Raw genomic sequence first — 25,067 nt, forward strand, 5'->3', positions numbered from 1 at the left:
TAGACAACTTGCGAAGCGGAATATAAATATCGCTAAAGCGTCGCAGGCAAAATCCTCTTTACTGCGACAGAACATTCACATAGTAAACAGGAGCTTGCAATGTCAAACGACTATCTCTTCACTTCCGAATCCGTCTCGGAAGGCCATCCCGACAAGGTTGCCGATCAAATTTCCGACGCCATCCTTGACGCCATCCTGACCCAGGATCCAGCCGCCCGCGTGGCTGCCGAAACCCTGTGCAACACCGGTCTGGTGGTACTGGCTGGCGAGATCACCACGCACGCCAATGTGGATTATATTCAAGTTGCGCGCGAAACCATCAAACGCATCGGTTACGACAACACGGAATACGGCATCGACTACAAGGGTTGCGCCGTGCTGGTGGCCTACGACAAGCAGTCGCCGGACATCGCGCAAGGCGTCGATGAAGGTGCGGGGATTGACCTGGATCAAGGCGCTGGCGATCAGGGCCTGATGTTCGGCTACGCCTGCGATGAAACGGCCGAGCTGATGCCCGCCGCCATCCACTACGCGCACCGCCTGGTCGAGCGCCAGTCGCAACTGCGCAAGGATGGCCGTCTGCCATGGCTGCGTCCGGATGCGAAATCGCAAGTGACCCTGCGCTATGTCGATGGCCGCCCCGTCGGCGTGCACACCGTGGTGCTGTCGACCCAGCATGCGCCGGAAATCTCGCACAAGCAGATCGAAGAAGCCGTCATCGAAGAAATCATCAAGCCGATCCTGCCGCGCGAATGGCTGACCGACACGAAATTTCTCGTCAACCCGACGGGCCGTTTCGTCATCGGCGGTCCGCAAGGCGATTGCGGCTTGACCGGCCGCAAGATCATCGTCGATACCTACGGTGGCGCAGCCCCGCACGGCGGCGGCGCGTTCTCGGGCAAGGATCCATCGAAAGTAGACCGTTCGGCAGCCTATGCGGCCCGTTACGTGGCGAAAAACATCGTCGCGGCCGGTCTGGCGCGCCAATGCCAGGTGCAGGTCAGCTACGCCATCGGCGTGGCCAAGCCGATCAACATCACCGTCTACACGGAAGGCACGGGCGTGATTCCCGACGCGGAAATCGCCAAGCTGGTGCTGGCGCACTTTGATTTGCGTCCAAAAGGCATCGTGCAAATGCTCGACCTGCTGCGCCCGATCTACCAGAAGAGCGCCGCCTACGGCCATTTCGGCCGCGAAGAGCCGGAATTCACGTGGGAACGCACGGACAAGGTCGCCCTGCTGCGCGACGCCGCCGGCCTGAAGTAATCTAGTCAGACTTGCAAGAAAAGCGCCCCGGCCACTGGCCGCGGGCGCTTTTTTTATGTGTTGTTACATGGCAATACATGGCGAACAAACTGGCGCGCCGGCCTTGCCAATGTTAAAATCCACAGTCCGAGGAGCGTTGCGACGAAGAAATTCGCCAGGCTCGGAATATCCTGCAACTGCGCTCACGTACCTTTTTCAACTGAAAGGAGGGCGTGATGAACGCCGTACTCAAATCGCAACACGACTACACCATCGCCGATATCACCTTGGCCGCATGGGGCGACAAAGAAATCAAGATTGCTGAAACGGAAATGCCTGGCCTGATGGCCATCCGCGAAGAATTCGCGGCAGCGCAGCCTTTGAAAGGCGCGCGCATCACCGGTTCCATCCACATGACCATCCAGACCGCCGTGCTGATCCAGACCCTGGAAGCACTGGGCGCGCAAGTGCGTTGGGCATCGTGCAACATTTACTCCACGCAAGATCACGCTGCTGCCGCCATCGCTGCCGCCGGCACGCCTGTGTTCGCCATCAAGGGCGAGTCGCTGGATGACTACTGGGAATACACGCACCGCATCTTCGAATGGCCTAGCGTGGACGGCAAGGCTGTCTACTCGAACATGATCCTTGACGATGGCGGCGATGCAACCCTGCTGCTGCACCTGGGCGTGCGCGCGGAAACCGACCTGTCGGTGCTGGCGAATCCCGGTTCGGAAGAAGAAATCTGCATGTTCAACTCGATCAAGCGTCATCTGCTGGCCGACCCGACCTGGTACTCGAAGCGTCTGCCGGAAATCCTGGGCGTGACGGAAGAAACCACCACCGGCGTGCACCGTTTGTATCAAATGCACAAGGAAGGCAAGCTGGCTTTCCCTGCGATCAACGTCAACGATTCCGTCACGAAATCGAAATTCGACAACCTGTATGGCTGCCGCGAGTCCCTGGTCGACGGCATCAAGCGCGCCACCGACGTGATGATCGCCGGTAAAGTGGCCGTCATCGCCGGTTACGGTGACGTCGGCAAAGGTTCGGCCCAGGCCATGCGCGCGCTGTCGGCGCAAGTGTGGGTAACGGAAGTCGATCCGATCTGCGCACTGCAGGCGGCGATGGAAGGCTACCGCGTCGTGACCATGGATTACGCCTGCGAACACGGCGACATCTTTGTCACCTGCACCGGCAACTATCACATCCTCACGCACGATCACCTGACGCGCATGAAAGACCAGGCCATCGTCTGCAACATTGGTCACTTCGACAATGAAATCGACGTCGCTTCGTTGAAACAATACGAGTGGGAAAACATCAAGCCGCAAGTTGACCACATCATCTTCCCGTCGGGCCGCCGCATCATCCTGCTGGCCGAAGGCCGCCTGGTCAACCTCGGTTGCGGCACGGGCCACCCGTCGTACGTGATGAGCTCGTCGTTCGCCAACCAGACGATCGCCCAGATCGAACTGTACGCGAATACGGCCAACTACCCGGTCGGCGTGTACACCTTGCCAAAACACCTGGACGAAAAAGTCGCCCGTTTGCAACTCAAAAAGTTGAATGCGCAGCTGACGGAACTGACGCAAGAGCAAGCCGACTACATTGGCGTGCGTCAAGAAGGCCCTTACAAGCCAGAGCATTACCGTTATTAATCGGTAGCTCGGGGCTGTAAATCACCCTCTGAGGGCCGGCGCCTGCCGCCGGCCTGACCCTACTTTTGACAGGCTAGAGAAATGCGCTTGCTACTGATTTGGTTTATCAATGCGGCAGCCCTGTTTGCCGTCCCCTACCTGATGCACTCGGTGACGATGAGCAGCGGCTGGACCGCGCTGCTGGCCGCTGCCGTGCTGGGACTGGTCAATGCGCTGATCCGTCCTTTGCTGATCCTGCTGACCCTGCCTGTGACGTTCTTGTCGCTGGGCCTGTTCATTTTGATCATCAATGGCTTCCTGTTCTGGCTCGTGGCACAGGTGATCGATGGTTTCCATGTCGCCAGTTTCTGGTCTGCCGTGGGTGGTGCCATTTTGTACAGCATCATTTCCTGGGCCCTGTCGACCTTACTTTTGAGTAATGACGATGGAAAAGCATAATTTCAGTATTGAGTTTTTCCCGCCGAAAACCCCGGAAGGGGCGGAAAAGCTGCGTGCTACGCGTGTCAAATTGTCTGAGTTGCATCCGAAGTATTTCTCGGTGACCTTTGGCGCCGGCGGTACCACGCAGCAGGGCACGCTGGACACCGTGCGCGAGATCCTGGCGGCCGGCGAACAGGCCGCACCGCACTTGTCTTGCGTGGGCGGTTCGCGCGAATCGATCCGCGCCGTGCTGGCCGACTTCAAGGCGGCCGGCGTGAAGCGTATCGTCGCCTTGCGCGGCGACTTGCCCAGCGGCTATGGCGCTTCGGGCGAGTTCCGCTATGCCAACGAGCTGGTGGAGTTCATCCGCGCCGAGACGGGCGACCATTTTCATATCGAAGTGGCCGCCTATCCGGAAGTGCATCCGCAAGCCCGTTCGCCGCAGGACGACCTGCAGGCGTTCGCGCGCAAGGTGCAGGCTGGCGCCGATGCCGCCATCACCCAGTACTTCTACAATGCCGACGCGTATTTCCAGTTTGTCGAGCAGACGCAGAAGATGGGCATCAACGTGCCCATCGTGGCCGGCATCATGCCGATCACGAACTACACGCAGCTGATGCGCTTTTCGGACATGTGCGGCGCGGAAATTCCACGCTGGGTGCGTCTGAAACTGGCCAGCTTCGGCGATGACAGCGCGTCTATCAAGGCCTTTGGCCTGGACGTGGTGACGGGCTTGTGCGAACGCCTGCTGGAAGGCGGCGCGCCAGGCTTGCATTTCTATAGCATGAACCAGGCGGCGCCCACGACCGCATTGTGGCAGCGCCTGGTGAAATAAACCGTTCTGATGCGTCAGTACAGATCGCCCTCGGTCACGATGTGATCGAGGGCGATGTCGTATTCGCCGTTGGGAAAGCTTGCCGCCAGGCAGGCATAGGCGATGCCGAGGGTGCGCGGACGTGGCGTGACAGCAAGAGTACGGTCGTAATAGCCGCCGCCATAGCCGAGCCGATAACGTTGCTCATTGAATCCCAGGCAGGGCACGAGCAGGGTGGCGGGCGCCGGGCGCAGGCGCAACCGGGCCGGCACGGCCACACCCATGCCATCCTTGACCATGGCCTCACCGGGCGTCCAATTGCTGAATGCCAGCGGCGCATGCTTTTCCAGCACCACCGGCAAGCTTAATTGCACGCCGCGCGCGGCCAGTTGCGCATAGGCGCCGTGCAAGTCCGGTTCGCCGTGCAGGGGCCAGTACACGCCCAGTTCCTCGACATTTTCCTGCGCGCACCAGTCCTGCAGGCGCTGCGCGATGGCCGCATCCCATTGCGCACGCGTGGCGTCGGGCAGGGCGCGCCGGGTCGCCAGCAAGGCTTTGCGCAAGCCGGCTTTTTCCTGTGGCGCAATGGGTGGCCGTGCAGCCGGATCGCATGTTATTCTAGGGTCGCTATTCATATCACCATCAAGTTAAGATTGAGAGTCGTACATTGATTTCCCCACTGAAATGGATTGCCGGCACGATGCTGTGTGTTGCATCGGCCTTGTCTCCCCTGGCCGCCCTGGCCCAGGTATCCGCCACCGCAACGCCTGCCGCGCCCGACACGCGCAGCGAGGACGATGCCTTCCTGCTGCTGCGCGACGCCGCGCGCAAGGATGACGTCGAAAAAGCCGACTTTTATGCGGGGCGTCTGACGAATTACCAGATTCCATCGTATGTTGACTATTATCGGCTGAAACCGCGCATCAAACTGCTGGCCGAGGCGCAATTTCGCGATTACCTGAACCGCTACAAGGGCAGCGCCATCGCCGACCGTTTCCGCAACGACTGGCTGCTGGAGCTGGGCCGCAAGCGCGACTGGGTCGTGTTTGATGAGCAATATCCGCAATTCGCCCTCGATGATGACACCCAGCTCAAGTGCTACGCGCTGATGTCGCGCGCCGCCAAGGGCCAGAACGTGGCGTCCGAGGCGCGCAATCTGCTGGTGTCTCCTCCCGGCTATGGCGAAGCGTGCGGCAGCCTGATCGCGGCATTGGCGCAAAACGGCCAGTTCGACACGAACGACCTGTGGGCGCAGATCCGCCTGGCGGGCCAGACCAACGCCACGGGCCCAGCGCGCCGCATCGCGCTGCTGCTGGGCGCGTCCGACGCGAAGATGGCGCAAGCCATCGACTTGCCGGCGCTGGTGCTGGCCAAGGGCGCGGGTCTAAGTCGCGCCGACCACGAGATGTACCTGGTGGCCGTCGGCCGCATGGCGAAAAGCACCTTGAAACTGGGCGTGGTGGCCCTGCAAAAGGCGAGTGCGCAATTGACGCCGCAGGAACAGGCCATCGGCTGGGCCAGCCTGGCCCTGCAAGCGTCGTACTCGCTGGCGCCGGAAGCGTTTGAATATTGGCAAAAAACCAATGGCGCGCCATTGACCCAGGAGCAGATGCAGTGGAAGGCGCGTATCGCCTTGCGTGAAGGCAACTGGCCGCTGGTGAAAGCCGCCATCCAGGGCATGCCGGCCTCCCTGCGCGCCGATCCTACCTGGGTGTACTGGCTGGCGCGCGCGCAGCAGGCGGAAACGCCGGGCCGCCCGAACGCGCAGGCCGATGCCCTGTACCGCACGATCAGTGAACAATCGAATTTCTACGGCTTGCTGGCCAATGAAGAGCTGGGCAACCACCTGGTGCTGCCGCCGCCGGGCCAGCCCATCACGCCGGCGGAAATCGCCGCCATGGCTGCCAATCCTGGCTTGCAGCGCGCCTTGAAATTTTTCAACATGCGCTTGCGCTTCGAAGGCACGCGCGAGTGGAACTGGGAATTGCGTTCGATGACGGATCGCCAGCATCTGGCGGCGGCGGAATTTGCACGCCAGAACAATGTGCTCGACCGCATGGTCAACACCTCCGACCGCACGCGCCTGGAAGTGGACTATACGCAGCGCTATCCGACGCCGCACGACGACGTCATGCATCCGGCCACGCAAACCCTGGGCCTGGACAAGGCCTGGGTGTATGGCCTGATCCGCCAGGAATCGCGCTTCATCATGGATGCGCAGTCGCACGTGGGCGCGTCCGGCCTGATGCAGGTGATGCCGTCGACGGCCCGCTATGTGGCCAAGAAGATCGGTTTGACGGATTTCGTCACGGAAACCTTGAGCGACGTGCGCACCAACGTCTTGCTGGGCACGAATTACCTGAACATGGTGCTTGGCGGCCTCGACGGTTCGCAAGTGCTGGCCAGCGCCGCCTACAACGCGGGGCCGGGGCGCTTGCGCATCTGGCGCGCCACCATGACGCGGCCGCTGGAAGGCGCCATCTTTGCCGAGATCATTCCGTACACGGAAACGCGCGGCTACGTGAAAAACGTGATGGCCAACGCCACCTATTATGCTGCCCTGTTCGAGAAGAGCCCGCAGTCGCTGAAAGCGCGCCTGGGCACCGTGGGACCGAAAAACAGCGCCGTCGCGGCCGACTTGCCATCATCTAACTAAAGATACTCGACCATGCAAACGACCATCCTTGATCCCAGCCTGACGCAAACCCTGGCCGCCGCGCGCGAGCCAGGTTTGACCCTCATCATCGGCAACAAGAATTACTCATCGTGGTCGATGCGCCCGTGGGTGGCCATGACGGCGTTCGGCATCCCGTTCCAGGAAGTGCGCGTCTTGCTCGACCAGAGCGACACGGCCACCAAAATCGCCGAATATTCGGCCTGCGGCCGGGTCCCCGTGTTGCTGGCGGGCGAGATCACGATCTGGGACAGCCTGGCCATCTGCGAATACCTGGCCGAGCAGTTTCCCGATAAACACATGTGGCCGCAAGACGTGGCCGCGCGCGCCATGGCGCGCTGTGTCTGCGCGGAAATGCATTCCGGTTTCACCGGCTTGCGCACGGACATGTCGATGAATATCAAGGCCAAGTTGCCGGGACGGGGCCGCACGGCCGCCGCGCAGGCGGACATCGGCCGCATCAGCGAAATCTGGGAAGAGTGTTTATCGCGCTTTGGCCACCACCAGTTCCTGTTTGGCGACTTTTCCATCGCCGATGCGTATTTCGCCCCCGTCGTCATGCGCTTTCGCACGTATGGCGTGTCGCTGGCGCCGGCGCTGAACGCGTATTGCGAGCGCGTGCAGGCGCACCCGGCCGTGGCCCGCTGGATCACGGAAGCGCTGGCCGAGACGGAAGTGGCTGCCAAGCACGACGCGGAACTGCCTGATTAAGAAAAGAGTGTTATGAAGATATACACGGTCGGTGGCGCGGTGCGCGACCAACTGCTGGGCTTGCCCGTGAAAGACCACGACCACGTGGTCGTCGGCGCCACGCCGGACGACATGCTGCGCCGGGGCTTCCGGCCCGTCGGCAAGGATTTCCCCGTCTTCCTACATCCGAAGACGCAGGAAGAATACGCGCTGGCACGCACGGAGCGCAAGACTGCCCCCGGCTACCGGGGCTTCGTCTTCCACACGGCGCCCGACGTCACGCTCGAAGACGACCTGGTGCGCCGCGACCTGACCATCAACGCCATCGCCCAGGCTGAAGACGGGACGTTGACCGACCCGTTCGGCGGTATTCAGGATATCGAGAACAAAATCTTCCGCCACGTTTCCGATGCGTTCGGTGAAGATCCCGTGCGCATCTTGCGCCTGGCCCGCTTTGCCGCCCGTTTTCATACTTTCACTGTCGCCCCGGCCACCATGGAACTGATGCGCCGGATGGTGCAGGACGGCGAAGTCGACGCCCTGGTGGCCGAGCGCGTGTGGCAGGAAGTGGCAAAAGGATTGATGGAAGCGCGGCCGTCGCGCATGCTGACGGTGCTGCACGAGTGCGGCGCGCTGGCGCGCATCATGGGCGAAATCAGCATCAGCGAACGCTTGCTGCAAGTGGTCGACCATGCCGCCGCGCAAGGTCATGACTTGCCCGTGCGCTTTGCCGTCTTGATGCTGCATATGAGCAAGGATGCCATCGAACAACTGAGCGAGCGCCTGCGCGTGCCCAACGAGTGCCGCGAACTGGCCGTCATGGCGGCGCGCGAGCGGGACAATATCAACGGCGCGCTGGCGCTGAGCGCCGAAGCGATCGTCAGTCTGTGCGAACGCTGCGACGGACTGCGCAAGCCGCAGCGTTTCGTGCAGATGCTGGATGCCATCGCCTGCGATGTGCATGCACAGGATCCTGTATTTCCACAGTCCGCCTGGCTGCAAGCCATGCTGGCGGCTGTGCGCGGCGTCGATGCGGGCGCGCTGGCACAAGCTTGCGCACAGGAACCGAAACGCATTCCGGCCGTCATCCATGCGGCGCGCGTGGAGGCCGTCACGAACGCGATCAGCAGCACGGAGCTGCCATGACCCTGCCCAAATTGTTCCAGAACCCGTTTCGCCGCTGGCTCAGCCGTAGCGGCGGCGGGCGTCCGAGCGTGCTCGTCAAGCAGTTGCATGAGCGCGACCGGCGCCGCATGATGAAGCATTTTCTTTCTCTGGAGAAAAGCGACCGCCTGCTGCGCTTTGGCAGCGCCTTGCCCGATGAGCTGGTGGCCCAGTACGTGCAAAAGATGGATTTCTCACGCGACATGATTTATGGCGTCTACAACAGCTTGTTCAAGCTGGTGGGCGTGGGGCATCTGGCGTTCGCGCCGAAGGACACGTCGCCGGCGAAAAGTATCGTGACGGACAAGGAGCAGGTGGCCGAGTTTGGCGTGTCCGTGTCGAAATCCATGCGCGGAATGGGGGTCGGTTCAAAACTGTTCGAGCGGGCGGCGATTCACTGCCGTAACAACGACGTCGATACCCTGTACATGCATTGTTTGTCGTCCAACAAGACGATGATGCATATCGCCAAGAAAGCGGGCATGGAAATCCAGCGCGACTATGGCGAAGCCGATGCCTACCTGAAGCTGTTGCCGCCGAACCCGAGCAGCATGCTGCAGGAAGCCGTGCAGGAGCAGTTCGCCATGTTCGACTACACGTTCAAGGCCAACGCGCGCGCCGCGTTCAAACTGTGGGATCGCTTGCCGGGGCGCAAGAAGAAGCCCGGACCGCCGTCACCGCCGTCACCGTCGTCACAATAAGGGCAGGGCCGTCGTATCCTTGATGCGCTGCAAGGCAAAGCTCGATTTGACGTCCAGCACGGCCGGGTGGCGCAGCAGGGTCGCCATCATGAAGCGCGAAAAGTGCTCCATGTCTTCCACGTGCACGCGCAACAGATAATCCATTTCACCCGTCATCGCGTAGCAGGCCACCACTTCCGGCCATTGCGCCACGGCCACGGCGAAGTCGGCGCGCGGCGAGGTGTTCGTCACCAGATTCGGCGCCAGCACTCTTGCCGTGCTGTGGGCATGGGCGGAGGCGTCGCTGTGCTTTTCCAGCCGCACGTTCACGTAGGCGAGCAAGCCCAGGCCGATCTTTTCCGGGTCCAGCAGGGCCACGTACTGGCGGATCACGCCCGCTTCCTCCAGCCGTTTGACGCGGCGCAAGCATGGCGACGGCGACAGGCTGACCTGCTCGGCCACGTCCTGGTTCGACAGGCGGCCATCGGCCTGCAGGACGGCGAGGATCTTGCGATCCGTTTTATCCAGCGTAATTTTGCTCATGCTTCCTCCGGTGGTTCGTGTTTCACGCAATATTATTGCGCAAATCATGATTGTTCGGGAGATCTTTGGCATTTAATGCCCACAGACCGCGCCTATACTGTGCGCTACTTCTTGGAGGAGACATCATGCAATTTCAGCCTTGGGATAACCCGATGGGTACCGATGGTTTCGAGTTCGTCGAGTATGCAGCACCAGACCCAAAAGCATTGGGCAAGCTGTTCGAGAACATGGGCTTCACGGCCATCGCGCGCCACCGCCACAAGGATGTGACCCTGTACCGCCAGGGTGACATCAATTTCATCATCAATGCCGAACAAGATTCGTTCGCGCAGCGTTTTGCCCGCCATCACGGCCCGTCCGTGTGCGCCATCGCCATCCGCGTCGACGACGCGGCTTTCGTCTACCGCCGCGCGCTGGAACTGGGCGCCTGGGGTTTCGACAATAAAACCGGTCCGATGGAACTGAATATCCCCGCCATCAAGGGCGTGGGCGATTCGCTGCTGTACTTCGTCGACCGCTGGCGCGGCAAGGGCGCCGACAAGCCGGACGCGGCCGCACCGGGCGGCATTGGCGACATCAGCATCTATGACGTCGACTTCGTCGCCATTCCCGGCGCCGTTGCCAACCCCGTCGGCCATGGCCTGACCTATATCGACCATCTGACGCACAATGTGCACCGTGGCCGCATGAAGGAATGGGCCGGTTTCTATGAAAACCTGTTCAACTTCCGCGAAGTGCGCTATTTCGATATCGAAGGCAAGCATACGGGTCTGAAGTCGAAAGCCATGACTTCGCCATGCGGCAAGATCCGCATTCCGATCAATGAATCGTCGGATGACAAGTCGCAGATCGCCGAATACCTGGACCAGTACCATGGCGAAGGCATCCAGCATATCGCGCTGGGTACCGATGATATCTATGGCTCCGTGCAAGGCATGCGCGATACGGGTATCGATTTCCAGGACACGATTGAAACTTACTATGAGCTGGTCAACCGCCGCCTGCCGAACCACGGCGAGCAGCTGGAAGAACTGCGCCGCTTGCGCATCCTGATCGATGGCCACAGCACGGAAACGGAACGCGAACTGCTGCTGCAAATCTTCACGCAGACGGTGATCGGCCCGATCTTCTTCGAGATCATCCAGCGCAAGGGCGACCAGGGCTTCGGCGAAGGTAATTTCCGCGCCCTGTTCGAATCGATCGAGCTGGACCAGATCAAGCGCGGCGTATTGAAAGATACGAGCGCGGCGTAAGCCGATTCATAGCCGGGATGTCGGATTACGCTGCGCTAATCCGACCTACAGCTGGGGCCAGTAATGTAGGTCGGGTTAGCCAGAATGGCGTAACCCGACATGCCTGCAAAAAGAAGCACTAAAAAGCAGCAAAAGGTACGAACGCAGGAGTGCAGTGCAGCAAAAGAACTGCGCGCCTTCCTGTGGTAGTCTACGACAAACAAGTCATTTTTCCGCACCGGCATGCTCACAAAGCGCGGCCGGTACGTGTGAGTTCAACCGACTTTGCACGCGTAGCACAGAGAATAATGGAGACAAGTAATGAATGCACCAATCAAGGGCTCGAGTCTTGAGCCGGGCGCGCACGCGTCCGAAATTTCGCTAAACGACAAATACACCTTGGAGCGTGGCCGCGCCTTCATGACCGGCACGCAAGCGCTGATCCGCCTGCCCATGCTGCAGCGCGAGCGCGACCTGAAGGCTGGCCTGAATACGGCCGGCTACATCACCGGTTACCGCGGTTCGCCTGTGACGTCCGTCGACATGACGGCGATCAAGGCAAAAAAATATCTCGATGAACACCACGTCAAATTCCACCCGGGTCTGAACGAAGACCTGGCCGCCACGGCCGTCTGGGGCACGCAGCAAACGAATCTGTTCGAAGACGCGAAATACGACGGCGTGTTCGGTATGTGGTACGGCAAGGGTCCCGGCGTCGACCGCTGCGGCGACGTGTTCAAACACGCCAATAACGCCGGTTCCGCCAAGCACGGCGGCGTGCTGGTGCTGGCCGGCGACGACCATGCGGCCAAATCCTCGTCCACGGCGCACCAGTCCGACCATATCCTGAACGCCTGCGGCATTCCCGTGCTGTATCCGTCGTCGGTGCAGGAATACATCGATTACGGCTTGCACGCCTGGGCCATGAGCCGCTACACAGGACTATGGGTGTCGATGAAATGCGTGACCGACATCATCGAGTCGGGCGCCGCCGTCGATTTCGACCCGGACCGCGTGCAGATCACCCTGCCGACGGACTTCGAGATGCCGGCCGGTGGCCTGAACATCCGCTGGCCCGACACGGTGCTGGAACAAGAAGTACGCATGAACAGCTACAAATGGTATGCGGCGCTGGCGTATGCGCGTGCCAACAAGCTCAATAAAATCATCTGGGACAGCCCGAAGGCGCGCATCGGCATCATCACGGCCGGCAAATCGTATCTCGACACGCGCCAGGCGCTGGCCGACCTGGGCATCGACGAGCAGACGGCGTCCGACATCGGCATCCGCCTGTACAAGATCGGCATGACCTGGCCGCTGGAAGCGGACGGCGTGCACGAATTCGCCAAGGGCCTCGACGAGATCCTCGTGGTGGAAGAAAAGCGGCAAATCCTCGAATACGCGCTGAAGGAAGAACTCTACAACCTCAAAGACGGCGAGCGTCCGCGCGTGGTCGGCAAGTTCGACGATACGGGCGAATGGAGCAATCAGAAAGGTACCGGTCACGGCGACTGGCTGCTGCCGGCCACGTATGAGCTGAACCCGGCCATGATCGCCCGCGCCATTGCCAGCCGCATTTCGCGCTATTACGCGGGCCACCCGGTCGAGCAGCGCGTGAAGGAACGCATCGCCTATCTGGAAGCCAAAGAGAATGTGCTCAAGGCGATCAGCGTGAAACCCGATCCGCAAAAGGACCGCACGCCGTTCTTCTGCTCCGGCTGCCCGCACAACAGTTCCACGAAAGTGCCGGAAGGCTCGCGCGCGCTGGCCGGCATCGGCTGCCACTACATGGTGCTGTGGATGGACCGCGAAACGTCGACGTTTACCCACATGGGCGCCGAAGGCGTCACCTGGGTGGGGCAGGCGCCGTTCACGAATGAAAAGCACGTGTTTACCAACCTCGGTGACGGCACGTATTTCCACTCGGGCATCCTGGCCATCCGCGCCGCCGTCTCGGCCAAGGTGAATATCACCTACAAAATCCTGTTCAACGATGCGGTAGCCATGACGGGCGGCCAGGAATTCGACGGGCCGCTATCGCCAGCCATCATTTCGCGCCAGATCGCCGCCGAAGGCGTCGGTCCCATCATCGTCGTCACGGACGAACCGGAAAAATACCCGGACGATTACGCCTGGGCGGAAGGCGTCACCGTGCGCCACCGTTCGGAATTGATGGACGTGCAGCGGGAACTGCGCGACATGCCGGGCGTGTCGGCCATGATCTACGACCAGACCTGCGCCTCGGAAAAACGCCGCCGCCGCAAACGCAATGAATACCCGGACCCGGCCAAGCGCGCCGTCATCAATGAAGCCGTCTGCGAAGGCTGCGGCGACTGCTCCGTGCAATCGAACTGCCTGTCGGTGGAACCGCTGGAAACGGAACTGGGGCGCAAGCGCCAGATCAACCAGTCGTCCTGCAACAAGGATTTCTCGTGCACGACGGGCTTCTGCCCGAGTTTCGTGACGGTGGAAGGCGGCGGCTTGAAAAAGCCGAAGAAGGCGGCTGCCGCCGACAAGGACGCGCCAGCCGCGCCGGCCTTGCCGACACCGACGATTCCCTCGACGGCCGAGCCGTTCGGCATCCTGGTCACCGGCATCGGCGGCACGGGCGTCGTCACCGTCGGCCAAATCCTGGCCATGGCGGCCCACGTGGAAGGCAAGGGCTGTTCCGTGCTGGACATGAGCGGCCTGGCGCAAAAAGGCGGCCCGGTGATGTCGCACGTGCGCCTGGCGGACCGCCAGGAAGACATCCACTCGACGCGCGTCGGCACCGGCGCGGCTGATCTCGTCATCGGCTGCGATCTGATTGTCACGGCCAGCCGTGACGCGCTGTCGCGCATGGGCGAAGGGCGCAGCTGGGCCATGATCAACTCGACCAGCTCGTCGACGGCCGCCTTCGTGAAGAATCCGGACTGGCAATTCCCCGGTGCGTCCGCGCGCATGGAAATCGAAAAGGCCTGCGGCAGCGACCACGTGGACTTCATCGACGCGGGCCAGATCGCCACGGCGCTGATGGGCGACTCGATCGCGACGAACATGTTCATGCTCGGCTACGCCTGGCAAAAGGGCAAAGTGCCATTGAGCGAAGCGGCCATCATGAAGGCCATCGATCTGAACAACGTTTCGGTGGCGTTCAACAAGGCCGCCTTCAACTGGGGCCGCGCCGGTGCGCATGACGCGGCCAGCCTGGTGCGCATGACCACACCGGCAAAAGTAGTGGAATTCAAGCGCATCGAAACGCTCGACGACCTGATCGAAAAGCGCGTGGCCCTGCTGACGGCCTACCAGGACCGCGCGTATGCGCAGCAGTACCTGGACTTCATCAAACAGGTGCGCGCGGCCGAAAGCGCCTTGAATGGCCAGCACTTGCGTCTGACGGAAGCCGTGGCCCGCTACTTCTACAAGCTGATGGCGTACAAGGACGAGTATGAAGTGGCGCGCCTGTACACGGACGGCGCCTTCCAGGCGAAGATCGCCGCCATGTTCGAAGGCGACATCAAGCTCAAGTTCCACCTGGCGCCGCCGATCATGGCGAAAACCGACGCCCAGGGCCATCTGGTGAAGAAGGAATTCGGCCCGTGGATGATGAAGGCGTTCGGCGTGCTGGCCAGGTTCAAGGGCTTGCGCGGTACGGCGTTTGACATCTTCGGCCACACGGCCGAGCGCAAGATGGAGCGCGCGCTGATTCTTGAGTACCGCGCGACGGTAGGCGGCTTGCTGCCGAAACTGACGACGGCCAAGCTGGCGCAAGCCGTGGCCATCGCCAGCATCCCGGAAGACATCCGCGGCTATGGCCACGTGAAGGAGCGTCATTTGAAGGCGGCGAAAGAGAAGGAAGCCAGTCTGCTGATCGCCTTCAATGCGCCGACGCCGCTGCCGCCCGTCGTGGCGGCGCCCGTGGCGGCCACCGTGGCGTGATGGGGTGAGCGAAACACAGTAGCAATGGCGCCTGCGGGCGCCATTTTTTTGTATCAAAGAAAACAACGTCTGCTGGCAAAACGCATTATAATTTTTAGATAATTTCTTTTAAGAAAGTTTGTCATGCCTGCCCTGCGCCTCTCATCCCTGGCCGTTCCTCTCGTATTGTTGTTGAGTGCCTGTGGCGGAGGCGGAGGCGGAGGAGGCGGCAGCGACAGCGCGCCCGTCGTGCCGCCCTTGACACCGGTGGGTCCGACGGCGTTGGTCGCGTCCTCGACGGTCGCGAACCGCTGCGAGGTGCTGCGCAGCGGCAGCAGCATCGACAAGTCTGGCAGCTTGCTCGATGAGCAGACATGGGTGCGCAGCTGGATCGATGAAACGTATCTGTGGTACCGCGAAGTGCCGACCACCTACCAGCCGCAAAGCTTCACCACGGCCAAGGCGTATTTCGATGTGCTGAAAACGACGGCCACGACGGCGTCCGGCAAGCCCAAGGACCAGTTTCATTTCACCTTGTCGACGGCAGAGTGGGAAGACTCGCTCAACGGCGTGGAACTCGGTTACGGCATGCTGCTGGCGCTGACGCGCACCACGCCGCCGCGCACGGCGGTGATCTCGATCATCGAGCCAGGCTCGCCGGCCGACCGGGCGGGCTTGCGGCGCGGCGACGTGCTGCAAACCGTCGATGGCGTCGATTTCGTCCATGCCCCCGACGCGGCCAGCGTGACTATCCTTAACGCCGGCCTGTTCCCCAAGGCGCAAGGCACGCACGCGCTGGGCTTCAGCCGCAACGGCGCGCCCCTGTCCGTGAGCCTGACGGCGCTGGACGTGAGCACCAGCGCCGTGCAAAACGAGCGCATCATCGACACGCCGACGGGCAAGGTGGGCTATCTGACCTTCAACACCCACAACAACGTGGCCGAGCGCCAGCTGGCCGAGACCATGGGCCGCTTCCAGGCGGCCGGCATCAGCGACCTGGTGCTCGACGTGCGCTACAACGGCGGCGGTTACCTCGATGTGGCCAGCGAACTCGCTTACATGATTGCCGGCACGCAAGTGACCACCGGCAAGACCTTCGAGCAAGTGCTCTTCAATGACAAGACGCGGCCGGAAGCGCCCGTGCCATTCCATGCGCAAAGCCAGGGCTTTCCCGCGCCCAATCCCCTGTCCAAGGGGACGGCGCTGCCAACGCTGGGTCTCAAGCGCGTGACCTTGCTGACGACGGGCAATACCTGCTCGGCCAGCGAAGCGATCATCAACGGCTTGCGCGGCGTGGATGTGCAGGTCAACCTGATCGGCGGCACGACGTGCGGCAAGCCCTACGGTTTCTATCCCACACCGAACTGCGGCACCACGTATTTTGCCGTGCAGTTCCAGGGCGTCAACGCCAAGGGCTTTGGCGACTTTGCCGACGGCATGGCGCCGACCTGCGACGTGGCCGACGATTACCAGCATCAGCTGGGCGATCCGGCCGAAGGCATGCTGGCGGCGGCGCTGCGCTACCGCAGCAGCGGCAGCTGCACGCCGGCCACGGGCGCCATCAGGCTGTTGAGTTCGATCGAGAGTCCGGCCGACACGGCCACGCGCCTGTTGCGGCCATCGCACAAGGAAATTGCCATCATGCGCCGTTAAGGCGCAGGTTCCTGCCATGCGCCAAGTCAGGCGCGTAGCGTTTTCCTGCTCATGAATCTTTCTATATAACAATTTTGATATATAGAAAGATGAATCCATTCGTTCTGGAATGACTGGCATTTTGCTATCTTCCCGCTTTTCTCCCACCTTGAGAAGCGCAACGATGTCGAAACAGTTCAAGTTAACCCCGCTCAGCCTTGGCGTACTGGCCATCCTGGGCGGCACCGCATGGCAGGCGCACGCGCAAACGCAAGCGCCCGCAGCGGATCAGCAGGCAGCGGCCACCCCGCCAGCCGTCGTGGTCACCGGTTCGCGCATTCCCCGCGCCAGTCTGGAAGGCCCGTCTTCCGTCACCATCCTGACCGGCGATGAAATCACCAAGCAGGGCTACAAGAACGTCTTCGACGCGCTGACCAGCCAGGTGCAGAACAGCGGTTTTACGCAGGGCGAGGATTACGGCAATACCTTCACGCCGTCGGCCAATACCATCAGCCTGCGCGGCCTGGGTCCAAACCATACCCTGATCCTGCTGAACGGCCGCCGCCTGGCCGACTTCCCCATCGCCTATGACGGCGCCGTCAACTTCACCAACCTGGCGAACATCCCGGCTAGCATTGTCGACCGCATCGAAATCCTCAACGGCGGCGCCTCGGCCATCTATGGTTCCGACGCCATCGCCGGCGTGGTCAACGTGATCCTGAAAAAACAGGCGGAAGGCTTCGATATCAACGTCAAAGTTGGCGGTACCTCGCGCGGCGGCGCCGGCAACCAGCGCGTGCAACTGACGGGCGGCGGCAATGTCGACAAGCTGCATACCCTGTTCAGCGTGGAACTGAGTGAACGCGACCCGCTGTGGAGCATGGACCGCGACTTCATGACCAGCCGCTCCGGCGTGCCGACCACGATTGCTTCGCGCCGCGTGGTTGCGTCCGGCACGTCCGGCAGCTATGTCGACCTGGGCGACACCTGCAACCAGTTCGGCGACATGTTCGGCGGTAGCGTCGTCAAGTACCAGGCGAAGAACGGCAGCTATTGCGCCAGCCCGAAAGCCCGTCCGACCTACTGGACCACGCAGACCAAAAACAGCAGCCAGAACGTGTTCGGCAGCGCCAATTACGAGCTCGATGCCGATACGACCCTGTTTGCCGACTTTTTGATCGGTAAGAACAAGACCGTCAACACGACGCGCGGCCCGTCATGGACCTCGGCCTCGCTGGGCAACGGCTACTTCCTGAACCAGAACAGCGGCGCCTACGAAGAGTGGACCCGCTTCATGGCGCCCGAGGAAATCGGCGGCGTGCAGCGCTACAACCGCAGCTGGGAGGACCTGGCCACGGCCATCTCGCTGGGCGCCAAGGGCCGTATTCCTGGCACCGCCTGGCAGTATGAAGCCAACTACAACGCTTCCATCTACAAGAGCGAAGGCCATACGCCGCGCATGTTGTCGAACATCGACAGCTTCTTCCTGGGACCCAAGCTGGGCACGGATGCCAAGGGCGTCGCCATTTACGCGCCGGATGCGGCGCGCCTGTCGCGCCGCCTGACGGCTGCCGAATTCGACGGCATCACCGGCTACAGCGACAGCCGTGACAAGGCCTGGACGAATACCCTGAGCCTGGCCACGAATGGCGACCTGTTCCAGCTGCCTGCCGGCACGGTGAAAATCGCCACGATTGCCGAGGCGAGCAAGCAGGGCTTCAGCAACGAACCCGATGCGCGCATCGACCAGGGCTATTTCAATATCGCCACCGGTTCGGGCACCACGGCCGGCACCCGTTCGCGCTACGCGCTGGGCGCGGAATTGAATGTGCCGCTGCATGAGAAGCTGACCGCTACCGTGGCTGGCCGTTATGACCGCTACAGCTTTGCCGGACGCAAGGAAGGCAAGTTCACCTACAACGGCGGGCTTGAACTGCGCCCGGCGCCGGACCTGCTGTTCCGCGCCAACTACGCCACCAGCTTCCGCGCGCCGGACATGAACTACATCTACCAGGCCCGCGGCAAAGGCTATTATGCGAGCACCACCGACTACTACCGTTGCGACGCCGCCGGACAGGCCATCGACGGCTGCGAGTACGCGAATAAATCGCCGGGCGCCGATTACGTGCAGAACGGCAGCCGCGACCTGCAGTCGGAAAAAGGCAAGTCCTTCGGCGTGGGCGCCGTCTGGTCGCCGAGTGCCAATTTCGACGTCTCGGTCGACTATTGGAACATCAAGATCGACGACCTGGTGACCAACCTGGACGCCGACAAGCTGCTGCGCGACGAATCCGATTGCCGCCTGGGCAAGGCCGACATCGGCTCGCCGACCTGCATCGATACCGTGGGCCGCATCGAGCGTTACGCGGTCAACGCCTTGAACAAGGCGGGCGAGATCAAGACCATCACCGTCAACCCGATCAACGCGGCCAAGCAAAGCAGCAGCGGCATCGACGTCAGCCTGAAGTATGTGCTGCGCACAACGGACTATGGCCGCTTTGCCTTCAAGGCCAACTACGCGCGGGTGTTGAGCAAGAAATCGCAGCAATTTGCCGGTGACGCAGAAACCGATGAAACCAAGTCGATGACGAACCGGGATTGGCCCGACAAGCTGAACCTGAGCGTCAACTGGGGCGCAGGCGAGTGGTCGAATACCTTGCTCGTCAGCCGCTACGGCAAGGTGCCTGACTCTGCCGGCAAGGGTTACCTGACGCCGACGGCGCTGGCCAACATCAGCACCGTCTACCGCATCAACGACCGCGCCACCGTGTCGCTGATCGTCAACAACGTGTTCGACAAGATCAAGCGCGACACCAGCAACGGCTGGCCGTACTACCCGATCGGCAACTACAGCCCGCAAGGCCGCCAGGGATGGGTCGAATTCAACTACCACTTTGGCTCGTAATTCACGCTTGCCAGAGCAAGGCCGGAGCAGCTGACGCTGTTCCGGCTTTTTTATTTGCCACGGCGTTTTTATCTCACCGCCACTCTATAATTGCCCGCTTGTCCTCTCTCGATGGAGTTTGACCCATGCTACGCCACGCCGTGTTGTCCGCCGCCTTGTTATCCCTGTTTGCCGTCAATGCATATGCCGCGCGCGATATGCGGCTGTTTTCCCTGAAGACGGTGGCCGAGTACTCGGGCTTCAAGAATACGGGCCGCTACGAGGAAGTGGAAGCCTTGTGCCGGCGCTTCGAGGACCACCGTCCGAAACAGGTGCGCTGCTTTGAATTTGGCCGCACGCCGGAAAACCGCCCCATGCTGGCGCTGGCCGTGTCCAACACGGGTGCGCTGACGCCGGACGCGGCCAAGCTGCGCAAGATACCGGTAATGCTGGTGCAGGGTGGTATCCATGCGGGGGAAATCGACGGCAAGGATGCGGGTTTCCTGGCCCTGCGCGAAGTATTGGAGGGCAAGGCGGCGCCCGGCGTGCTGGACAAGCAGGTGCTGCTGTTCGTGCCCGTATTTAACGTTGACGGGCATGAGCGCTTCGGTCAGTGGAACCGTCCGAACCAGCGCGGCCCCGTGGAAATGGGCTGGCGCAGCACGGCGCAAAACTACAATCTGAACCGCGAATACATGAAGGCCGATACGCCCGAGATGCAGCACATGCTGGCGCTGGTCAATGCCTGGGATCCGCTGGCGTATGTCGACCTGCACGTCACCGATGGCGCCCAGTTCGAACCCGATATCTCGATTCAGGTCGAACCCGTGCATGCAGGCGATGCTGCCCTGCGCGCGGCGGGAACGGCGCTGCGCGACGGCGTGCTGGCCGACCTGGCAAAGCAGGGTTCCGATCCGAAGCCGTTCTACATGTCATTTGCCGAAGAAGATAATCCGCAGTCGGGTTTTGTCGATTCGACGCCGAACCCGCGCTTTTCGCACGGCTATTTCCTGTTGCGTAACCGTTTCGGCGTGCTGGTGGAAACCCACTCTTGGAAGGACTACCCGACCCGCGTGCGCATCACGCGCAACACCATCATTTCCCTGCTGTCGCAGATGGCGCAGCACGGTGCCGCATGGCGGCAAACCGCCATGGAAGCGGACCAGCGGGCGATGCAGCTGGCCGGCAGTGCGCTGCCCCTCAGCTACAAGACCACGGAGAAAAGCCGCATGATCGCGTTTCGCGGCTATGCGTATACGCGCACGCCGTCCGAGGTGTCGGGTGCGCTGATGACGCGCTATGACGAAAAGACGCCGCAAATCTGGAACGTGCCGCTGCGCGACGAGATCGTGCCCGACCTGCAGGTGACCGCGCCGAAGGCCGGCTACCTGGTGCCATGTGCACAGGCGAAGATGGTGGGCGCCAAGTTGCGCCAGCACGGCATCGCCTACAATGAAATGACCGGCTTTTTCTCCAGGCAGAATGTGGAAATCTTCCGCGCCACGCAGGTGAAGTTCGGCGCGCAGTCGTTCGAAGGACGCCAGACGGCCGCGGTACAGGGCGAATGGGAAAAGGCAGTGCGCCTGGTCGACAGCTGCGTGCTGTACGTGCCCGTCAACCAGCCGAAGGCGCGCCTGGTGATGGCGCTGCTCGAACCGCGCGCGCCCGATTCGCTGCTGGCCTGGGGCAGCTTCAACACGGCGTTCGAGCGCAAGGAATACATGGAGGACTATGTGGCCGAGGATGTGGCGCGCGCGCAGTTGGCGGCCGACCCGGCGCTGGCGGCGCAGTTCCGGCAGAAGCTGGCCGACGAGCCCGAGTTTGCAAAGAATCCGCGCGCGCGCCTGGAGTTTTTCGCCCGCCGCCACGCCTCGTGGGATGAGCGGCTGAATCTGTATCCGGTCATGCGCGTCGACGTCGCGCCTGTCAGTTTCATGGATTTGTAACGCCAATGCGCGCGTCGCCGCACGGTGCACACCGAAGTTGTCACATCGCGCAGATTAATCGAAAGAAAATGCTATTCTCCGCTCGATGATGGCGCCGCCACCACGAGCAGGGAACAGGCATGGTCGACAAAACACTCTATAACCAGCACCGCGAGGCGTTTTTTCGCCTCTGCGACGCCGTGGACGAGAATCAGGTGGAACAGGTGCGCAGCCTGCTCGAGGCCACACCGCTGCTGTTGACCTTGCGCCGCTACAACATGGATGACGGCGAATCGCTGCTGCACCTGGCCGCGGCCGGCGGCAGCCGCGAGGTCTGCGCATTGCTCGTATCGCTGGGCATGGACGTCGATCTGCCCCTGCCCGGTTACCGCAACCTTACGCCGCTGGATGTGGCGGCCAGCCATGGCCACCTCGATACCTGCCGCTGGCTGCTCGAGCAGGGCGCCGCCGTCGATGGCTTGCCGGACAATATCCTCTCGCCGCTGGACAGTGCCTGCGTCGGCGGCCACCAGGACGTGGTCGTATTGCTGCTGCAGCGGGGCGCCAATCCGAACCGCCTGCATACGCGCTGGAACCAGGCGCCCGTCGATATCGCCACCGGCTGGGGTTTTCCCGCCATCGCCCAATTGCTCGCTGCCGCGGGCGGCGTGAGCATACTCGACGTGCCGCAGCAAGCGGCCGCCTCGCCGCAGGAAGCGATCCGCACCTTCATGCACAACAGCGCCGGCTGGGTGCTGCCGGCCGTGTTCAGTCCGGACAGTGGCGACGCGCGCTTTTCGCTGGGCATCAGCTGCATCGATGGCAAGCGCGATTTCAAGCTGTTGTTTACGGTTGGCCTGTTCCGGCAATCGCCGATGACGGAACTGGCTTTGTGCCTGCCGGCCCGCTGGCCGCTGACCGTGCACGGCTTCGCGGAGCACAGCCCATGGCGCTTTCCCGTGGCGCTGCTGGCACGCCTGGGACGGCGCACGCTCGACCAGGCCAGCCTGGCGGCGGGCGAGCTGCTGCGGCGCGACGATCCGCACCTGGCGGACCTGGCGTGGCCGGACGGCGTCGATGCGCTGCTGGCCATCGACAAGCGCTGGAATCCGGCGCCGGAGGAAGAAGACATCGCCGACGATGACAAGGTCACCATCTATCTGCTGGTGCCGGTGACGTTCACGAAGAAAGGCGCGCCCGACGCCAGCGCCTTGCCGGCCTTGATGGAGCGCAAGCTCAAAGGCAGCTGGAAAGTGTCGGCCCTGCCCATCCCCGTCATTGGCTAGCGTGCACGCGCGCAGGGCCAGATCAAGCCGGCCAGCTTGCAGCGATGTTATCCTGCCAATAAATTTTCCGCGTCCGCGCTCACCTGTTCCCCGGATTGGTTTTCCATGACACAAAAAATTCTACTCCTGAGCGTTTCGGCCGGCGCCGGCCACATGCGCGCGGCGCAGGCCATCGAGGCATATGCGGCGCACGATGGCCACGGTGGTGGCCCTACGGCGCTGGCCCTGCATCTGGACGTGATGGATTTCGTCACGCCCGCCTTCCGCAAGCTGTACACGGATTTCTATATCAAGCTGGTCAACAAGGCGCCCGCGCTGTGGGGCTATCTGTATCACGCCACCCACGACGCGCCGCGCGACAGCTCGATGCAGCGCTTGCGCCGCGCCGTCGAGCGCCTCAATACGCGCGCGCTGATGACGCAGATCGCCGCCTTCCAGCCCGACGCCATCCTCTGCACGCATTTCCTGCCGGCCGAACTGCTGTCGCGCGCACTGCGCCAGCAGCAGCTGGCTTGCCCCGTGTGGGTGCAGGTCACGGATTTCGACTTGCACCGCATGTGGGTGCACGAGCAGATGGAAGGCTATTTCGCCGCCACCGACGAAGTGGCGTTCCGCATGCGCCACGAAGGCATCCCCGCCGAGCGCATCCACGTGACGGGCATCCCCATCATGCCCGCGTTCGCGCAGGCGCCCGACCGCGTGCAGTGCGCGCAGGCGTTTGGCCTCGACCCGCGGCGCACGACGATTTTGCTGATGGGCGGCGGGGCGGGACTGGGCAGCCTTGAAACGGTCGCCGCGCGCCTGCTGGCGCTGCCAGGCGACTTCCAGCTGGTCGTGCTGACGGGGAAAAACGCCGCCGCGCTGGCGGCGCTGCAGACGCTGGCCGGCCAGTATCCGGGCCGCCTGCTGGCGCAAGGCTTCACCAGCGAAGTCGAGCGCCTGATGGCGTGCGCCGACCTGGTGATCACCAAGCCGGGCGGCCTGACCACGTCCGAATGCCTGGCGCTGGGCTTGCCCATGATCGTCAACTCGCCGATACCCGGGCAGGAAGAGCGCAATGCCGACTATCTGCTGGAGCAGGGCGTGGCCTTGAAGGCATTCGATGCCGTCACCCTGGAATACCGTGTGCGCCTGCTGCTTGAGCATCCTGAACAGTTGCAAGCCATGCGCGCAAAGGCGCTGGCCCTGGGCCGTCCGCGCGCCGCCTGTGACGTGTTGACGCAGGTGCTGGCGCAGAGCGTGGCATGACGGGCGCCGTAGCAAAACCCTGGCAGATCGCCCTGACCCTGGCCTGGGTGGCGCTGCTGGGATTATTTTTTGCGCAGGTGGAAATCCAGATCGAAGGCGCGGCCGGCTGGGCCGCGAACCTGCCCACCTGGCGCATCGAAAGCCATTGGCTGCTCGATATCTTCTGGGGCGGGCGACCGATGACGGGCTACCATGCCTGGGTCTTTCCCTTTATCGCCCTGTTCTTCCATTTCCCCATGATCTTCCTGGCGCAATGGTCGCTGCGGCTCGAGTGCCGCGCCATCGGCTGCATCATGCTGTTCTGGATCATCGAGGATTATCTGTGGTTCGTGCTCAATCCCGCCTATGGCGTGGCGCACTTCAATCCGGCCCACATCGCCTGGCACAAGCACTGGCTGTGGTGGGCGCCGACCGACTACTGGGTGTCGCTGCTGCTGGCCGGCGTACTGCTGTGGTTTTCATACAAGAGGAAGTCATGACCTTGCCGCCCTCGTCGTATCTCCTGCTGTTGTCCCTGGCCCTGGCGGCCGGTTCCGCCGGCGCGCAGGCGCCCCTGCCGCCGCAGCGCAATGCCGAGTGGGCCACGCCGCTGCCGCAGGTGTCGAACCTGCACCAGGTCACGCCCGTCCTGTACCGCAGCGCCAGGCTCGATAGCAGCGATGTGGCCCAGCTGCAGGCGCTGGGCGTGAAGACGGTGATCAGCCTGCGCTCCTTTCACTCCGATACGCAGGTGCTCGATGGCAGCGGCATCCGTGCCGTGCGCATTCCCATCAATACCTGGGCCATCCGCGACAAGCACGTGATCGACACCATGCGCGCCATCCGCGCAGCAGCACAGCAGGGACCCGTGCTGCTGCATTGCCTGCACGGCGCCGACCGCACGGGCATGATGGCCGCCATGTACCGCATGCTGTACCAGGACTGGCCGCGCGAGAAGGCGATCGACGAGCTGAAAAATGGCGGTTACGGCTATCACGCCGTATGGAAGAACATCGAAAGCTACCTCAAGCGCGTCGACGTGGCAGCACTGCGCGCGCAGATTGACGGAAAGGCGCCCTGAACCATGCTGATG

19 protein-coding genes and 1 riboswitch are annotated in these 25,067 nt (G+C 62.3%); of the genes, 17 read left to right on the top strand and 2 right to left on the bottom strand.

Features of this window, described 5'->3' with window-relative positions:
• Positions 1-99: 99 nt before the first annotated feature.
• The 4 genes from metK (at position 100) to metF (ending at position 4,161) form a co-directional block, all read left to right on the top strand.
• The gene (gene metK, locus KO539_RS14395) at positions 100-1,266 is read left to right on the top strand and encodes a methionine adenosyltransferase (protein WP_035823888.1); all 1,167 of its coding nucleotides are present in this window, start codon (positions 100-102) and stop codon (positions 1,264-1,266) included.
• 122 nt (positions 1,267-1,388) lie between these two features.
• Positions 1,389-1,457: riboswitch (S-adenosyl-L-homocysteine riboswitch) on the top strand.
• Between the two features lie 24 nt (positions 1,458-1,481).
• Entirely contained in the window at positions 1,482-2,906 is a 1,425-nt protein-coding gene (gene ahcY / locus KO539_RS14400; RefSeq protein WP_219310328.1) for an adenosylhomocysteinase, read from the top strand.
• Between the two features lie 81 nt (positions 2,907-2,987).
• Positions 2,988-3,344, top strand: coding sequence for a phage holin family protein (locus KO539_RS14405; RefSeq protein WP_034783534.1), 357 nt, complete (start codon positions 2,988-2,990; stop codon positions 3,342-3,344).
• The gene (gene metF, locus KO539_RS14410; RefSeq protein ID WP_219310329.1) at positions 3,331-4,161 is read left to right on the top strand and encodes a methylenetetrahydrofolate reductase [NAD(P)H]; all 831 of its coding nucleotides are present in this window, start codon (positions 3,331-3,333) and stop codon (positions 4,159-4,161) included. The genes KO539_RS14405 and metF overlap by 14 nt, the downstream gene beginning before the upstream one ends.
• 14 nt (positions 4,162-4,175) lie before the next feature.
• On the opposite strand, the gene KO539_RS14415 is transcribed toward metF, so the two are convergent.
• The gene (locus KO539_RS14415) at positions 4,176-4,703 is read right to left on the bottom strand and encodes a 5-formyltetrahydrofolate cyclo-ligase (protein WP_257626292.1); all 528 of its coding nucleotides are present in this window, start codon (positions 4,701-4,703) and stop codon (positions 4,176-4,178) included.
• A gap of 104 nt (positions 4,704-4,807) precedes the next feature.
• Between KO539_RS14415 and KO539_RS14420 the strand changes: the two genes are divergently transcribed.
• The 4 genes from KO539_RS14420 to KO539_RS14435 are packed head-to-tail and all read left to right on the top strand — an operon-like array spanning position 4,808 to position 9,369.
• Positions 4,808-6,796, top strand: coding sequence for a lytic transglycosylase domain-containing protein (locus KO539_RS14420; protein WP_219310331.1), 1,989 nt, complete (start codon positions 4,808-4,810; stop codon positions 6,794-6,796).
• Positions 6,797-6,808: 12 nt separating this feature from the next.
• Positions 6,809-7,525, top strand: coding sequence for a glutathione S-transferase family protein (locus KO539_RS14425; protein ID WP_219310332.1), 717 nt, complete (start codon positions 6,809-6,811; stop codon positions 7,523-7,525).
• A gap of 12 nt (positions 7,526-7,537) precedes the next feature.
• A complete protein-coding gene (locus KO539_RS14430; RefSeq protein ID WP_219310333.1) occupies positions 7,538-8,650 on the top strand; it encodes a multifunctional CCA tRNA nucleotidyl transferase/2'3'-cyclic phosphodiesterase/2'nucleotidase/phosphatase in 1,113 nt (370 codons plus the stop codon).
• The gene (locus tag KO539_RS14435) at positions 8,647-9,369 is read left to right on the top strand and encodes a GNAT family N-acetyltransferase (RefSeq protein ID WP_176387645.1); all 723 of its coding nucleotides are present in this window, start codon (positions 8,647-8,649) and stop codon (positions 9,367-9,369) included. Before KO539_RS14430 ends, KO539_RS14435 begins: the two co-directional genes overlap by 4 nt.
• Here the strand turns inward: KO539_RS14435 and KO539_RS14440 are convergent.
• Entirely contained in the window at positions 9,361-9,891 is a 531-nt protein-coding gene (locus KO539_RS14440) for an Lrp/AsnC family transcriptional regulator (protein WP_035823904.1), read from the bottom strand. The two genes, KO539_RS14435 and KO539_RS14440, sit on opposite strands and share 9 nt — an antisense overlap.
• Positions 9,892-10,016: 125 nt before the next feature.
• Between KO539_RS14440 and hppD the strand changes: the two genes are divergently transcribed.
• The 9 genes from hppD (at position 10,017) to KO539_RS14485 (ending at position 25,055) form a co-directional block, all read left to right on the top strand.
• Positions 10,017-11,144, top strand: a complete 1,128-nt coding sequence (gene hppD / locus KO539_RS14445) for a 4-hydroxyphenylpyruvate dioxygenase (protein WP_034753093.1) — start codon at positions 10,017-10,019, stop codon at positions 11,142-11,144.
• A 300-nt stretch (positions 11,145-11,444) separates the two neighbouring features.
• Positions 11,445-15,041 carry an indolepyruvate ferredoxin oxidoreductase family protein gene (locus KO539_RS14450; RefSeq protein ID WP_219310334.1) on the top strand — a complete coding sequence of 1,199 codons (3,597 nt, stop codon included), beginning with the start codon at positions 11,445-11,447 and terminating at the stop codon, positions 15,039-15,041.
• A 123-nt stretch (positions 15,042-15,164) separates the two neighbouring features.
• Positions 15,165-16,673: a S41 family peptidase gene (locus tag KO539_RS14455; RefSeq protein WP_219310335.1), complete on the top strand. Its 1,509-nt coding sequence runs from the start codon at positions 15,165-15,167 to the stop codon at positions 16,671-16,673.
• 163 nt (positions 16,674-16,836) lie between these two features.
• A complete protein-coding gene (locus tag KO539_RS14460; protein WP_219310336.1) occupies positions 16,837-19,557 on the top strand; it encodes a TonB-dependent siderophore receptor in 2,721 nt (906 codons plus the stop codon).
• A 125-nt stretch (positions 19,558-19,682) separates the two neighbouring features.
• Positions 19,683-21,482 (top strand): M14 family metallopeptidase, encoded by a 1,800-nt coding sequence (locus KO539_RS14465; RefSeq protein WP_219310337.1) that lies wholly within the window; start codon positions 19,683-19,685, stop codon positions 21,480-21,482.
• Positions 21,483-21,601: 119 nt separating this feature from the next.
• Complete coding sequence (locus tag KO539_RS14470; protein ID WP_219310338.1) at positions 21,602-22,747, top strand: ankyrin repeat domain-containing protein; 1,146 nt, start codon at positions 21,602-21,604, stop codon at positions 22,745-22,747.
• Between the two features lie 105 nt (positions 22,748-22,852).
• Complete coding sequence (locus tag KO539_RS14475; protein ID WP_257626293.1) at positions 22,853-23,995, top strand: glycosyltransferase; 1,143 nt, start codon at positions 22,853-22,855, stop codon at positions 23,993-23,995.
• Positions 23,992-24,474 (top strand): hypothetical protein, encoded by a 483-nt coding sequence (locus KO539_RS14480; RefSeq protein WP_035823918.1) that lies wholly within the window; start codon positions 23,992-23,994, stop codon positions 24,472-24,474. The genes KO539_RS14475 and KO539_RS14480 overlap by 4 nt, the downstream gene beginning before the upstream one ends.
• Positions 24,471-25,055, top strand: coding sequence for a tyrosine-protein phosphatase (locus KO539_RS14485; protein WP_099401251.1), 585 nt, complete (start codon positions 24,471-24,473; stop codon positions 25,053-25,055). Before KO539_RS14480 ends, KO539_RS14485 begins: the two co-directional genes overlap by 4 nt.
• The last annotated feature ends 12 nt before the right edge of the window (positions 25,056-25,067 follow it).

The organism is Janthinobacterium sp. NKUCC06_STL (assembly GCF_019345455.1).
GTDB classification, from domain to species: Bacteria; Pseudomonadota; Gammaproteobacteria; order Burkholderiales; family Burkholderiaceae_D; genus Janthinobacterium; species Janthinobacterium rivuli.

Coding starts and splice junctions, on each gene's coding strand:
- KO539_RS14470 (WP_219310338.1), top strand. CDS start 21,602: ATGGTCGACAAAACACTCTATAACCAGCACCGCGAGGCGTTTTTTCGC.
- KO539_RS14475 (WP_257626293.1), top strand. CDS start 22,853: ATGACACAAAAAATTCTACTCCTGAGCGTTTCGGCCGGCGCCGGCCAC.
- ahcY (WP_219310328.1), top strand. CDS start 1,482: ATGAACGCCGTACTCAAATCGCAACACGACTACACCATCGCCGATATC.
- KO539_RS14480 (WP_035823918.1), top strand. CDS start 23,992: ATGACGGGCGCCGTAGCAAAACCCTGGCAGATCGCCCTGACCCTGGCC.
- KO539_RS14485 (WP_099401251.1), top strand. CDS start 24,471: ATGACCTTGCCGCCCTCGTCGTATCTCCTGCTGTTGTCCCTGGCCCTG.
- KO539_RS14435 (WP_176387645.1), top strand. CDS start 8,647: ATGACCCTGCCCAAATTGTTCCAGAACCCGTTTCGCCGCTGGCTCAGC.
- KO539_RS14405 (WP_034783534.1), top strand. CDS start 2,988: ATGCGCTTGCTACTGATTTGGTTTATCAATGCGGCAGCCCTGTTTGCC.
- KO539_RS14450 (WP_219310334.1), top strand. CDS start 11,445: ATGAATGCACCAATCAAGGGCTCGAGTCTTGAGCCGGGCGCGCACGCG.
- metF (WP_219310329.1), top strand. CDS start 3,331: ATGGAAAAGCATAATTTCAGTATTGAGTTTTTCCCGCCGAAAACCCCG.
- KO539_RS14455 (WP_219310335.1), top strand. CDS start 15,165: ATGCCTGCCCTGCGCCTCTCATCCCTGGCCGTTCCTCTCGTATTGTTG.
- metK (WP_035823888.1), top strand. CDS start 100: ATGTCAAACGACTATCTCTTCACTTCCGAATCCGTCTCGGAAGGCCAT.
- KO539_RS14430 (WP_219310333.1), top strand. CDS start 7,538: ATGAAGATATACACGGTCGGTGGCGCGGTGCGCGACCAACTGCTGGGC.
- KO539_RS14440 (WP_035823904.1), bottom strand. CDS start 9,891: ATGAGCAAAATTACGCTGGATAAAACGGATCGCAAGATCCTCGCCGTC.
- KO539_RS14425 (WP_219310332.1), top strand. CDS start 6,809: ATGCAAACGACCATCCTTGATCCCAGCCTGACGCAAACCCTGGCCGCC.
- hppD (WP_034753093.1), top strand. CDS start 10,017: ATGCAATTTCAGCCTTGGGATAACCCGATGGGTACCGATGGTTTCGAG.
- KO539_RS14460 (WP_219310336.1), top strand. CDS start 16,837: ATGTCGAAACAGTTCAAGTTAACCCCGCTCAGCCTTGGCGTACTGGCC.
- KO539_RS14465 (WP_219310337.1), top strand. CDS start 19,683: ATGCTACGCCACGCCGTGTTGTCCGCCGCCTTGTTATCCCTGTTTGCC.